This is a genomic window from Streptomyces sp. NPDC048506, from assembly GCF_040651315.1.
Classification (GTDB): domain Bacteria; phylum Actinomycetota; class Actinomycetes; order Streptomycetales; family Streptomycetaceae; genus Streptomyces.
Genome location: NZ_JBEZIX010000079.1, coordinates 23,195 through 34,834 on the forward strand (window position 1 = coordinate 23,195; position 11,640 = coordinate 34,834).

Sequence of the window (11,640 nt, forward strand, 5' to 3'; positions counted from 1 at the left end):
GATCGGTCCACCCCGTGAACGTCCCAGCGCCTGCCGTCCATCAGCCTCCTGACGCACCCCGTGAGCAGGTAGGAACGCGCAGGTCAGCGACCCATGTGGCGGGGCGTCATACTTCGGGGCGCGGTGTGCGCGCGGCACCCATGCCCACGGGGCGGCCGCCAACTCCGTGTGCGGGAACGGCGACCGGCCCCGCCGTGGGAGGGGTCGGGGGCGACCGCCATACTGCGTGCGAGCTTTCTCGTGTACCGAAGGGAACCGCGCGCCGTGTCCTCTCCTGCCATACCCACCCGCACGCGCACGTCGGTCGCCGTCATAGGCGCCGGGCCCGCCGGGCTCACCGTCGCGAATCTGCTGCGCGCGGCGGGAGTCGACTGTGTGCTGGTGGAGGCGGAGAGCCGGGAGTTCATCGAGCAGCGGCCGCGCGCCGGTTTCATGGAGGAGTGGGCGGTGCGGGCGCTGGCCCGGCACGGTCTCGCCGACCGGCTGCTCGAACGGGCCGAGACCCAGGCCGAGTTCGAGTTCCGGTTCGGCGGTGCCCGGCACACGGTGCGGACCGCGGAGCTGTCCGGGCGCCGTCACTTCGTCTATCCGCAGCCGCTGTTGGTCACCGACCTCGTCGCCGCGTACGTGGACCGGGCGGCCGGCGACGCCCGCTTCGGGGTGCGGGACGTGCAGCTGCACGACATCGACGGCGAGCGGCCCGCCGTGTCGTACCGGGACCCCTCGACCGGTGCCCGGCACCTCATCGAGTGCGACCTCATCGCGGGCTGTGACGGCGCGCGCGGGGTGACCCGGGCGGCGATACCCGACGGGCGGGCGGTCCTCACCCGCTATGACCACGGCGTCGCCTGGCTCGCGCTGCTCGCCGAGGCGCCGCCCTCCGCCGACGGGGTGGTCTTCGGCATCCACGAGCGCGGGCTCGGCGCCCATATGGCCCGCAGCCCCGACGTCACCCGCTACTACCTCCAGGTCGCCCCCGGCGAGGACCCCGGGAACTGGCCGCACGACCGGGTGTGGGACGAGCTGCGGATCCGCCTCGCCGCGTCCGGCGCCCGTCCGCTGACGGAGGGTCCGCTGGTGGAGAAGGTGGTCCTGGACATGCACAACTACGTGGTGGAGCCCATGGCGTACGGCCGCCTCTACCTGGCGGGCGACGCGGCGCACCTGGTCGCGCCGATAGCGGCCAAGGGCATGAACCTCGCCCTCAACGACGCGTTGCTGCTCGCCGATGCGCTGATCGCGCACCACCGCGGCGACGACAGCGGCCTCGCCGGCTACTCGGAGGCCTGTCTGCGGCGGGTGTGGCAGTACCTGGAGTTCTCGCAGTGGCTGTCCGAGGTGCTGCACGGCGCCTCGTCCGGCGACCGGTTCCGGGCCGGCACGGCCTCGGCCCGGCTGCGCCGGCTGCTGGCGTCGGAGTCCGCGGCGAAGGCGTTCGCCGGGCTGTACATCGGGGAGGAAGCCGACCTGTAACGCCGACGGCGGCCTCCGCGAAGTGGTAGAAATTCGGCGAAATGCAGAGTTGAGTGGAGGAGAGAAGGGAGACCGTCATGTCCTCCAAGCGCCGTCGCAAGAAGAAGTCCCGCCGCAAGGGCGCCAACCACGGCAAGCGTCCCCAGTGCTGAGCTGAGGACCGCGACCGGCCCTGGCCCCAGGGTGACCGTGAGCTCCCGGTACCCGTGCGTGTCCGCGCGGATACCGGGAGCCCGCGGCGGCGCCGTGGGGGATAGCGGTCAACCGCGCACAGGGCAAACCACCCCCCGGTCAGTGTCCGGACCTCCGACCGTGCGTCGACTGCCGTGCGCCGCCCCGAACTCCTGCACCACCGTGCGTCGACTTCTGCCGCGTGCCGTCCCGAGCCCCCTGCGCCTCTGCCGTCCCCGGGCCTTCGCCGGAGTTGTCGCTACGCCTTCGTCAGGGCCTCGGCTATGCGCATAGTGGCCTGGAGTTGGGTGGCGTCGCGTCGGACGGGGTTGAACGAGAAGACCGCGCGGCGCTGTTGGTCGACGGTCGCGACCATGGCCGAGGCGTAGCCGTAGCGCTCGCCGGTCTTGCCCCAGAAGGTGATGCCGTTGACCGTGACGGTCTGGAGTCCGGCGCCGTAGCGGGCCGGGGTTCCGTCCACCATCCGCACCTCGTCCGGCGGGAGGGTGAACATCCGCCGCAGCTCGCGCGGCGGTAGCAGTTCGCCGGAGAACAAGGCGGTCAGAAAGCGGTCCAGGTCGGCGGTGTGGGAGATCATCTCGCCCTCGCCCCAGGCCTCCGACTGGTCGTACTCGGTGATGTCCAGCAGGGAACCGTTCGTCATCTTCATATAGCCGTGCACATGCGGCCCGTGGATCCGGACGTCGTTGCCGGGCACGGAGGTGTGCCGCAGCCCCAGCGGGCGCAGGATGCGGCTGCCGATCACCTCGCCGTACCGCCGTCCGGTCAGTCGCTCGATCAGCAGCGCCAGCAGGACGTAGTTGATCCCCCGGTACTCCTGCTTGGTGCCGGGGGTGAACTTCATGGGGCCGTGTCCGACGGTCGCCACGATCTGACGGGGCGTCCACCGGTCGTAGCGGTGCCGGGCGATGGCCTCCGGCGTGGACAGGTCCGGTACGCCCTGCTCGTCGGGGAGTCCACTGGTGTGGTTCAGCAGCTGGAGCACCGTGATCGGCGGGAAGTCGGCCGGCAGCAGACCGGGCAGATGGCGCTGCACCGGCGTCTCCAGCGTGAGCCGGCGCTCGGCGGCGAGCTGGAGGACCACCGTCGCCACGAACACCTTGGTGATGCTGCCGATGCGGAAGGTGTCTCGTTCATGGACCGGGCGGCCGTCGGCACGGTCGGCGACGCCCGCGGTGCCGTACCACCGGCCCGCCGAGCCGCTCACCCGCAACTGCGCCGCGGTCAGCCGTGGATGCTCCAGGTCATGGACGGCGGCCCGGAGCGCGGACACGTTCAGCGGAGGGACGGGCGTGGTGTCCGCGGTCGCGGGACGGCGGGCCGGCCGGCGGGACGGTCCTGCCGCGGCGGGGCGGGCGGCGGCGTGCGCGGTTCCCGTCGTCGCGACGACCGCGGCACCGGACACGGCGGCAGCCACAACTGCCCTGCGGGACAGGGAACTCACGGAGTCAGAAGTCATGTGCAACAGCTTCCCGAGCCCGGGTCGCGTTGCCTTCAGGGCTTTCCCTGATGCGCCCCTGAGTCACCCCCGAGGCGTCCCGGACGTGCCCGAGCGGAAGCGGAAGCGGAAGCGGAAGCGGAAGCGGAATCGGAATCGGCAGCGGAAGCGTGCGCGAACCACGAACCACGAACCACGAACCACGAACCACGAACCACGAACCCCGAACCACGAACCCCGAACCACGAACCACGAACCACGAACCCCGAGGACCGAGCCACGAACCCTGAACCTTGATCCCGAACCCCGAGCCGTCCCGTACTCCCGGTGCGGGCGCATGTGACGGGCCGGCGTCAGGGACGCGGAGCGGCCGGGAAATTGCCCCGCTTCATGGCAAATTTCCCGGATGGCCTATCATCGACGGATGATCTTCATCGTCGTCAAGTTCCCCGTCAAGCCCGAGCACGCCGAGGAGTGGCCGAAGCACGTCGAAGCCTTCACCCGCGCCACCCGCGCCGAACCCGGCAACCTGTGGTTCGAGTGGTCCCGCAGCATGGAGGACCCCCACACCTACGTCCTGGTCGAGGCGTTCAAGGACGGCACCGGCGAGGCGCACGTCGACTCCGACCACTTCCGGGCCGGTCTGGAAGCCATGCGCCCCCTGCTGCGCCGCACCCCCGACATCGTGAGCACCGGCATCGAGGGCGCGGACGGCTGGAGCGCGATGGGCGAACTCAGCATCGACTGAGCGGCTCGCCGACGGCCGACGGCCGCACCCCCCGCCGTTCGTCTTCGACCGGCCGGCCCGCCGCGGACGAACGGCCCGGTCGGCTATCCGACCAGGTGCCCGAGGAACCAGTCCCGTGCGAGGACGGCGACCTGGTCGAGGGCGCCGTGCTCCTCGAAGAGGTGGGTGGCGCCGGGGATGACTTCGAGCTGGGTCTCGCAGCGCAGCGCCGCCTGAGCCTCGCGGTTGAGGTCGAGGACCAGGGGGTCGTTGCCGCCGACGATGAGCAGCGTCGGCGCGCGTACCCCGGCGAGCAGTGGCCCGGCGAGGTCGGGCCGGCCGCCGCGGGAGACCACGGCACCGATGTCGGAGCTGGGGGAGGCGGCCGCCCGGAGCGCCGCCGCCGCGCCGGTACTCGCCCCGAAGTAGCCGATCGGGACGGAGACCCGGCCGCGCAGCCAGGCGGTGGCGTCGGTCAGCCGCCCGGCGAGGGTTTCGATGTCGAAGACGTTCGCCCGGTTGGCCTCCTCCGCCGGTGTGAGCAGATCGAAGAGCAGGGTGCCCAGGCCCGCCTGGTTCAGGGCGGCGGCGACCAGCCGGTTGCGTGGGCTGTGGCGGCTGCTGCCGGAGCCGTGTGCGAACATCACCACGGCCTTGGCGCCGGACGGCAGATTGAGGTCCCCGGTGAGCCGGACGCCGGCGGCGTCGATCGCCACCTCTTCCTCCACGTCGACATCGGCCTCCGCGTCCGGATCGGTCAGCGCCTCCGTGTCCGCCCCGCGCGCGGCCTGCGCCAGCAGGGAGACGACCTCGTCGTCCGGGGTCTGGGAGAAGTCCCGGTACCACTCGCCCACGGCGGAGAAGCCGAACGGCGTGGACAGGCAGACGAATTCATCGGCCTTGGTGCGGAGTCGCTCGGCCGCGTCCGGTGGCGCCACCGGCACGGCCAGCACCACACGGGACGCGCCCTGCGCCCGTACCACCTGACAGGCGGCGGCCGCGGTGGCGCCGGTGGCGATCCCGTCGTCCACCACGATCGCGGTCCGACCGTCGAGCGGCAGCCGCGTCCGGCCGGCCCGGAACCGGTGTGCCTGGCGTGCGAGTTCCGCCTGTTCGGCCCGCTCCACGGACTCCACGTCGTCCTGGTCGAGTCGGCCACGGCGGACGATGTCGTCGCTGATCACCCGTACGCCGCCCTCACCGATGGCGCCGAACCCCAGCTCGCGCTGGTAGGGGACGCCCAGCTTGCGGACCACGATCACATCGAGCGGCGCCTTGAGCGCGCGCGCCACTTGGAAGGCCACCGGGACCCCGCCCCGAGGCAGGCCCAGTACGACCGGATCTTCCCCCTCCAGGTGCCGGAGCGCTTCGGCGAGGCGCTGCCCCGCGTCCACGCGGTCGGTGAACAGCACAGTGTGCACCCCCTACCCAGGGGAGACGGAAGCGACGTCCACACCTCACTTCGACCAAACCGCAGATGCCGGGCGCACGCAAGTCGGGTGGCCCGCACCACCGGGCGGTGGTGCGGGCCGTGCGCGGGCGCGGCGAGCCGTGGTTACCGTCGGCGTATGAACGGAATCGGAGCGGTTCTGATCGATATCGACGGGGTGCTCACGGTGTCCTGGAAGGCGCTGCCCGGCGCCGTCGAGGCCATGGAACGGTTGCGGGCCGCCGGGCTCCCGCTGGCGCTGGTCACCAACACCACCTCCCGGACCCGCGCCGTGATCGCCGCGAGACTGGCCGGTGAGGGGTTTCCGGTCGTGCCCGACGACATCCTCACCGCCCCCGCGGTCACCGCCGCCTACCTGCGGGAACACCATCCGGGCGCGCGCTGTCTGCTGATCAGCAGCGGCGACGTCCGGGACGATCTGGCGGGCGTGGAGATCGTGCAGCCCGCCGAGGGGGCCGACGAGGAGGCGGGCGGGGCGGCGGACGGGGGGCGGCCGGCGCCGGACGTGGTGATCTTCGGCGGGGCGGGCGCGGAGTTCAGCTACCGGGCGCTGAACGGCGCCTTCCGGCACCTCCAGCGCGGTGCCCGCCTGGTCGCCATGCACCGCAACCTGTACTGGCGCACGGCCGGCGGGCTCGACCTCGACACCGGGGCCTTCCTGCTGGGGCTGGAGCGGGCGGCCGGGGTCGAGGCGGTGGTCACCGGTAAACCGGCCGCGACGTTCTTCGCCACCGCGCTGGCCCACCTCGGCGTCGACGCCGCGCAGACGCTGATGGTGGGCGACGACATCCAGTCCGACGTGCTCGCGGCCCAGCGCTGCGGGATCACCGGCGTGCTCGTCAAGACCGGCAAGTACCTGCCGGAGACGCACCGGGCGGCCGACGGCAGACCCGACCACGTGCTCGACTCCTTCGCCGATCTGCCCGCCCTGCTCGCACGGTGAGCGCCGGATTACGGCGGCCGGAGCGCCGGGCCATGTCGGTTGGAGCGCCGGACCACGGCGGCCGGAGCGCCGGACCGCCCGCCGCCCGCGGGATCACGGCGGGCCCGAGGCGCCGGGTGTGCCCGGGGGGCCGAGCAGCGCCGCGATCTCCGTGGCCGTCCAGTGGCCGCGGGCGCCCGGGCAGCTCGCCAGATAGTCGGCGATCCGGAGCGGGCTCCATCCGTGGGCGGCGACAAGGCCGGCCGCGATGTGCTCCAGGTAGGCCGCCGAGGGCGGATTGAGGCCCACGCCGGGGTCGGTGCTGCTCCAGGGGGCCGTGAAGGTCAGCACCGGGTAGCCGTCCAGCAGCCCGGCGCACACCAGCGTCTCGTAGCGGCCCGGGCCGAGCCGGGCCCGGCCGTGCATCAGCACCTCGGTGAGGTCGAGGTCCTCACCCGGGGCGCGGTACATCTCCTGGGCCGCGATGTCGGAGAACTGAGAGGCCGTCACCAAGTAGGCACGGGCCGGAAGTTCGGCCGGTCCCTGGAGGTCGGGGCGGCGGTCGGGGTCGTAGAAGGCCCGGCCGCCGCCCCAGGTCTCGGACTCGGTGGCGAAGTACATCAGCCCGGGCAGCATCACCGGAGTGGTACGGGCCGGGGGACGGGGGTCCCGGCAGCCGGGGGTGCTGTGCCGCCCGCCCGGCGGCCGGCCGCCGGCGAGGTAGCAGGTCAGCCGGTCCAGGTGCATGTTGGAGCCGTACGCCGCGTACCAGAGGCGGCGGGTGCGGCTCAGGGTGCGGACGGCTTCGGCGGTGCCGCGCCACGCTTCGAGGCGTCGGGGCCTGGTCACGGGCCCACGCTACGCGGTGGTCGCCACACGGCTGCGACGGCGCCGCCGCGGGCGCACCATGGCCCTATGTTGCTGGCCGCCCTCGCCCAGGCGTCCCGTGCGGTCGCCGCGACCTCGGCGCGTTCGCGGAAGACCGCGCTGCTGGCCGCGCTGTTCCGGGACGCGGCGCCCGAGGACGCACCCCTGGTCATCCCGTACCTGGCCGGGCGGCTGCCCCAGGGGAGGATCGGGGTCGGCTGGAGCGTGCTGCGCGAGCCGGTCCCCGCCGCGGACCGGGCGACGCTGACCGTACGTGATGTGGACGCCGCGCTGACCGGCCTGGCGCAGGTCGCCGGGGTCGGGGCGCAGGGGGAGCGGCGCCGGCGGGTCCGGGAGCTGCTGGCCGCCGCGACCGAGGACGAGCAGCGGTTCCTGGTCGGGCTGCTGACCGGCGAGGTGCGGCAGGGCGCGCTGGACGCCCTCGCCGTCGAGGGGCTCGCCGCGGCGGCCGAGGTGCCCGCCGCCGACGTCCGGCGGGCGGTGATGCTGGCGGGTTCGCTCCAGGATGTGGCTCGGGCACTGCTCGCCGAGGGCCCGACGGCGCTCGCGGAGTTCCGGCTGACCGTCGGGCGCCCCGTCGGCCCGATGCTGGCGCACAGCGCCGCGTCAGTGGCCGAGGCCATCGACAGACTGGGCGCGTGCGCGGTGGAGGAGAAGCTCGACGGTATCCGCGTCCAGGTGCACCGGGACGGCGAGGACGTCCGGATCCACACCCGGACCCTGGACGAGGTCACCGGCCGGCTGCCCGAGGTGACCGCGCTCGCCCGGCAGTTGCCGGCGGCGCGCTTCGTCCTGGACGGCGAGGTGATCGCCCTGGACGACGCGGGCCGGCCGGTGCCGTTCCAACGGGTCGCGGGGCGCTTCGGCTCACGGGTCGACGTCTCCGCCGCGTGCGCCGCGCTGCCGCTGTCCCCGGTCTTCTTCGACGCGCTGTACGTGGACGGCCGTGACCTGCTGGAACTGCCCGCCGCGCAGCGGCACGGGGAGCTGGCCCGGCTCGTTCCGGAGCGGCTGCGGGTGCGCCGCTGCGTGGTCGAGGACCCGGCGGACGCCGGGGCCCGCGCGGCCGCCGAGGCGTTCTGGCACCGGACCCTGAGCCGGGGCCACGAGGGCGTGGTGGTCAAGGCCCTGCACGCCCCGTACAGCGCCGGCCGCCGGGGTGCCGCATGGCTGAAGGTGAAGCCCGTGCACACCCTCGACCTGGTGGTGCTCGCGGCGGAGTGGGGCCACGGGCGGCGCACCGGGAAGCTGTCCAACCTCCACCTGGGCGCGCGCGGACCGGACGGCGGATTCGTCATGCTGGGCAAGACCTTCAAGGGACTCACCGACGCCACCCTCGGCTGGCAGACCGAGCGGCTCCAGGAGCTCGCGGTGGCGGACGACGGCCATGTGGTGACGGTCCGTCCGGAGCTCGTCGTGGAGATCGCCTACGACGGACTTCAGACCTCCTCGCGCTACCCGGCGGGGGTGACCCTGCGGTTCGCGCGGGTGGTGCGCTACCGGGAGGACAAGACCGCGGCGGAGGCGGACACGGTGGACACGGTGCTCGCCGTGCACGCCGGAGGCGAGCTGGGGGAAGAGTAGCTCCATGACGGAGAAGCGGAGTGCCGGACTGCTGCTGTACCGGCGTGGCGGGAACGGCGTCGAGGTGCTGCTGGGGCACATGGGCGGGCCGCTGTGGGCCCGGCGGGACGCGGGCGCCTGGTCCGTGCCCAAGGGCGAGTACGTCCCGCCGGAGGAGGCGCGGGACGCGGCGCGGCGGGAGTTCGAGGAGGAGCTGGGGATGCCGCCGCCCGAGGGGCCGTACGTACCCCTGGGGGAGACCCGCCAGGCGAACGGCAAGGTGGTGACGGTCTGGGCGGTCGAGAGCGATCTCGCCCCGGAGCGGATCGTGCCCGGCACGTTCGAGATGGAGTGGCCGCGGGGGTCCGGTGCGGTCCGCAGCTTCCCCGAGATCGACCGGGTGGCGTGGTTCGCCCCCGGGGACGCCGCGGAGCGCATGGTCAAGGGGCAGCAGGTCTTCCTGGAGCGGCTGGCGGACCAGCTGGCGGACGGGGCCGGGCCCACCGGCGGTTGACGGGCGCCGTGCGCCCCGCCCCGCACCACGCGTGCACGCTCCGGGACACAATCCGCCCTGGACACTGCCGTTGCGCGCCGGGCAGGCTGAGGCGGGGCCGTACGGTAGGCCCCACAACGGGGGGCTCTGGGCAACAGGGTCATGAGCATGCCGCGGGGGCCGCATGTTGCGTATCCACTTCGAGGACCGCGATCTTGCGCGGGTGCGGATCGCCGCGGAACCCGATCCGCTCTGGGAAACGGTGCTGGCGATGCACCAGCTGGCACCGGCCGGACGCGGGGCGCCGGTGTACGCGTCCTGGCGCGACCGGGCCCGCCGGGAGCTGGACGAGCGGGGCCTGACCCGCGCCGCCCGGCTGATCAGCGGGCTGGCCCCGGCCGATGCCCGCTACTTCCCGGACTTCCTCACCCCGGATGCGGCCCGCGACGGTCTGCGGGCCGGGCTGGCGGCGGTCCGGGACACACCCGGGGCGCGGCTGGTCGCGGAGTCCGCCCGCGCCGCACTGCCGGCCCGGCTGCCGCGCTGGTACCGTGCGCTGGCCTCCGGCAGCCGGGAGCCGCTCGACGAACTGGTCGCCGCGCTCCGACAGGTGCACCGCGCGGTGATCGCCCCCGACTGGACGGGGGCGGCCGCCACGGTGGACGGTGACCGCGGGGCCCGCACCCGCAGCCTGTGCCACGGCGGTGTCGACGGGATGCTCAACACCTTCCGGCCGCTGCTGCGTTGGGAGCCGCCGGTGCTGTGCGTCGACTACCCCTACCCACGCGACCTGCACCTGCGCGGACGCGGATTGCGCCTGATCCCCTCGCACTTCTGCTGGCGCAGGCCCATCGCGCTCGCCGACCCGGGCCTGCCGCCGGTGCTGGTCCACCCCGTGGAGCACCCCACGGCCTGGGCGCCGGACACCTCCGGCAGCCGCCACCCCCAGGCGCTCTCGGTCCTGCTCGGCCGTACCCGGGCCCGTGTCCTCGCCGCCCTGGACGCGCCGGCCACCACCGGTGAACTGGCCCGCCGGCTCCGGGTCTCCGCCCCCTCGGCCAGCGAGCACGTCAGCGCCCTGCGCGAGGCCAAGCTGGTCCGCAGCCGCCGTGACGGCGGCTGCGTCGTCCACGCCCTCACCCCGCTCGGCACGGCGCTGCTGCACGGCGAACTCGCGTCCGCACGCCTGCCGTACTAGGGGCCGAGGAGGCGGGAGCCCCCTGCGGCTACGGCCGCACCAGGATCTTCCGGCCCCGGCCCGCCTGGAACCGCTCCAACGCCTCGGCGTAGTCGTCCAGTGGGAGCCGGTCGCTGATGAAGACGTCCGGGTCGAGGACGCCGGCCGCGAAGAGCTCCGCGGCGCGTTCATAGCTGTGCAGGACGGCCATCGAGCCGGTGATGGTGATCTCCTGGTTGTAGATGCGGTACGGCTCGATGGTGGCGCGGGCGGCGTAGTCGGCGACACCGAACTGGAGGAAGGTACCGCCCTTGGCGACCCGGCCCAGCCCGTCCTGGATGGCGCGCTCGTTGCCGGTGGCGTCGATGACCACGTCCCACCCGTACGGGCGGTCCAACGCGTCGGCGGAGTCCGCCGCGTTGCTGCACCCGAGGGTGCGGGCGGTGGCCAGCCGCTGGGGGTTGACGTCGACGACGTCGACGCCGGCGGCGCCGGTCCGCTTGGCGAGCTCCAGCATCATCAGGCCCATCGTGCCGGAGCCGTAGATCAGGACCTGGCTGCCCAGTTGCTGGGAGCGCAGGATGTCATAGCCGCGTACCGCGCAGGAGAGCGGCTCGATCAGCGCCGCGTCCTCGGTGCGGACGTGGTCGGGCAGCCGGACGCAGTTCGCGACGGGGGCGACCGCGAACTCGGCGGCGCCGCCGGCCGTGGTCACGCCGATCGCCGCCCAGCGCTCGCACAGGTTGTTGCGGCCGAGGCGGCAGTAGCGGCACTCGAAGCAGTAGAGGGACGGGTCGACCGCCACCCGGTCGCCCTCGGCGAGCTCGGTGACGGCGCTGCCGGTCGCCACGACCGTCCCGGCGAACTCATGGCCCGGAACGACGGGCAGGGTGGGCGCGAACTCGCCCTGGAGGATGTGCAGATCGGTTCCGCACAGGCCGCACGCGGCGACCTGGACCACGACCTCGCGCGGGCCGGGCGCGGGGTCCGCGACGGTGGCGATCTCCACCTTGCCGGGGGCGCTGATCACTGCGGCTTTCATTTCACGGCTCCAAGAGACAGGCCCTGGACGAGTTTGTCCTGGGCGGCGAATCCGGCGATGAGGACGGGGAGGGAGATGACGGTGGCGGCGGCGCACACCTTTGCCAGGAACAGTCCCTGGCTGGTGACGAGGCCGGTGAGGAAGACGGGGGCGGTGCCGGCGACGACGCCGGTCAGGACACGGGCGAAGAGGAGTTCGTTCCAGCTGAAGATGAAGGAGATCAGGGCGGTGGCGGCGATGCCGGGCATGGCGACGGGGGCGACGATGCGGAGGAG

At 73.5% G+C, this 11,640-nt stretch carries 10 protein-coding genes and 1 pseudogene; 6 read left to right on the forward strand and 5 right to left on the reverse strand.

The features are described from left to right. Positions 1–264: 264 nt before the first annotated feature. Positions 265–1,473, forward strand: coding sequence for a 4-hydroxybenzoate 3-monooxygenase (locus tag AB0C96_RS40005; RefSeq protein ID WP_362924853.1), 1,209 nt, complete (start codon positions 265–267; stop codon positions 1,471–1,473). Positions 1,474–1,903: 430 nt separating this feature from the next. Here the strand turns inward: AB0C96_RS40005 and AB0C96_RS40010 are convergent, their stop codons facing one another. Continuing rightward, a complete protein-coding gene (locus tag AB0C96_RS40010) occupies positions 1,904–3,124 on the reverse strand; it encodes a serine hydrolase domain-containing protein (protein ID WP_362924854.1) in 1,221 nt (406 codons plus the stop codon). Positions 3,125–3,527: 403 nt separating this feature from the next. Here AB0C96_RS40010 and AB0C96_RS40015 point away from each other — a divergent pair, with 403 nt between their 5' ends. Next, the gene (locus AB0C96_RS40015; protein ID WP_362924855.1) at positions 3,528–3,851 is read left to right on the forward strand and encodes a putative quinol monooxygenase; all 324 of its coding nucleotides are present in this window, start codon (positions 3,528–3,530) and stop codon (positions 3,849–3,851) included. Positions 3,852–3,934: 83 nt separating this feature from the next. Here the strand turns inward: AB0C96_RS40015 and AB0C96_RS40020 are convergent, their stop codons facing one another. Further along, the gene (locus tag AB0C96_RS40020; protein ID WP_362924856.1) at positions 3,935–5,242 is read right to left on the reverse strand and encodes a phosphoribosyltransferase family protein; all 1,308 of its coding nucleotides are present in this window, start codon (positions 5,240–5,242) and stop codon (positions 3,935–3,937) included. Between the two features lie 156 nt (positions 5,243–5,398). Here AB0C96_RS40020 and AB0C96_RS40025 point away from each other — a divergent pair, with 156 nt between their 5' ends. Then, positions 5,399–6,223: an HAD-IIA family hydrolase gene (locus AB0C96_RS40025; protein ID WP_362924857.1), complete on the forward strand. Its 825-nt coding sequence runs from the start codon at positions 5,399–5,401 to the stop codon at positions 6,221–6,223. A gap of 93 nt (positions 6,224–6,316) precedes the next feature. Here the strand turns inward: AB0C96_RS40025 and AB0C96_RS40030 are convergent, their stop codons facing one another. Then, positions 6,317–6,949, reverse strand: coding sequence for a histone deacetylase (locus AB0C96_RS40030; protein WP_362924871.1), 633 nt, complete (start codon positions 6,947–6,949; stop codon positions 6,317–6,319). 168 nt (positions 6,950–7,117) lie between these two features. Between AB0C96_RS40030 and AB0C96_RS40035 the strand changes: the two genes are divergently transcribed. From AB0C96_RS40035 to AB0C96_RS40045, 3 genes are all read left to right on the forward strand, one after another. Next, a complete protein-coding gene (locus AB0C96_RS40035; protein ID WP_362924858.1) occupies positions 7,118–8,674 on the forward strand; it encodes an ATP-dependent DNA ligase in 1,557 nt (518 codons plus the stop codon). Positions 8,675–8,678: 4 nt separating this feature from the next. Beyond that, positions 8,679–9,167, forward strand: a complete 489-nt coding sequence (locus tag AB0C96_RS40040) for an NUDIX domain-containing protein (protein ID WP_362924859.1) — start codon at positions 8,679–8,681, stop codon at positions 9,165–9,167. 163 nt (positions 9,168–9,330) lie between these two features. Further along, complete coding sequence (locus tag AB0C96_RS40045) at positions 9,331–10,344, forward strand: winged helix-turn-helix domain-containing protein (RefSeq protein ID WP_362924861.1); 1,014 nt, start codon at positions 9,331–9,333, stop codon at positions 10,342–10,344. 28 nt (positions 10,345–10,372) lie between these two features. Here AB0C96_RS40045 and AB0C96_RS40050 read toward each other — a convergent pair whose 3' ends face one another. After that, positions 10,373–11,365, reverse strand: coding sequence for a zinc-dependent alcohol dehydrogenase family protein (locus tag AB0C96_RS40050; RefSeq protein ID WP_362924863.1), 993 nt, complete (start codon positions 11,363–11,365; stop codon positions 10,373–10,375). Further along, positions 11,362–11,640: pseudogene (locus AB0C96_RS40055) on the reverse strand (carbohydrate ABC transporter permease); the annotation flags it as partial. The pseudogene AB0C96_RS40055 and the gene AB0C96_RS40050, both read right to left, overlap by 4 nt.

Bases quoted from the DNA above. Each gene is read 5' to 3' on its own strand.
- AB0C96_RS40040 (WP_362924859.1), top strand. From the start codon at position 8,679: ATGACGGAGAAGCGGAGTGCCGGACTGCTGCTGTACCGGCGTGGCGGG.
- AB0C96_RS40025 (WP_362924857.1), top strand. From the start codon at position 5,399: ATGAACGGAATCGGAGCGGTTCTGATCGATATCGACGGGGTGCTCACG.
- AB0C96_RS40045 (WP_362924861.1), top strand. From the start codon at position 9,331: ATGTTGCGTATCCACTTCGAGGACCGCGATCTTGCGCGGGTGCGGATC.
- AB0C96_RS40050 (WP_362924863.1), bottom strand. From the start codon at position 11,365: ATGAAAGCCGCAGTGATCAGCGCCCCCGGCAAGGTGGAGATCGCCACC.
- AB0C96_RS40030 (WP_362924871.1), bottom strand. From the start codon at position 6,949: ATGCACCTGGACCGGCTGACCTGCTACCTCGCCGGCGGCCGGCCGCCG.
- AB0C96_RS40035 (WP_362924858.1), top strand. From the start codon at position 7,118: ATGTTGCTGGCCGCCCTCGCCCAGGCGTCCCGTGCGGTCGCCGCGACC.
- AB0C96_RS40010 (WP_362924854.1), bottom strand. From the start codon at position 3,124: ATGACTTCTGACTCCGTGAGTTCCCTGTCCCGCAGGGCAGTTGTGGCT.
- AB0C96_RS40015 (WP_362924855.1), top strand. From the start codon at position 3,528: ATGATCTTCATCGTCGTCAAGTTCCCCGTCAAGCCCGAGCACGCCGAG.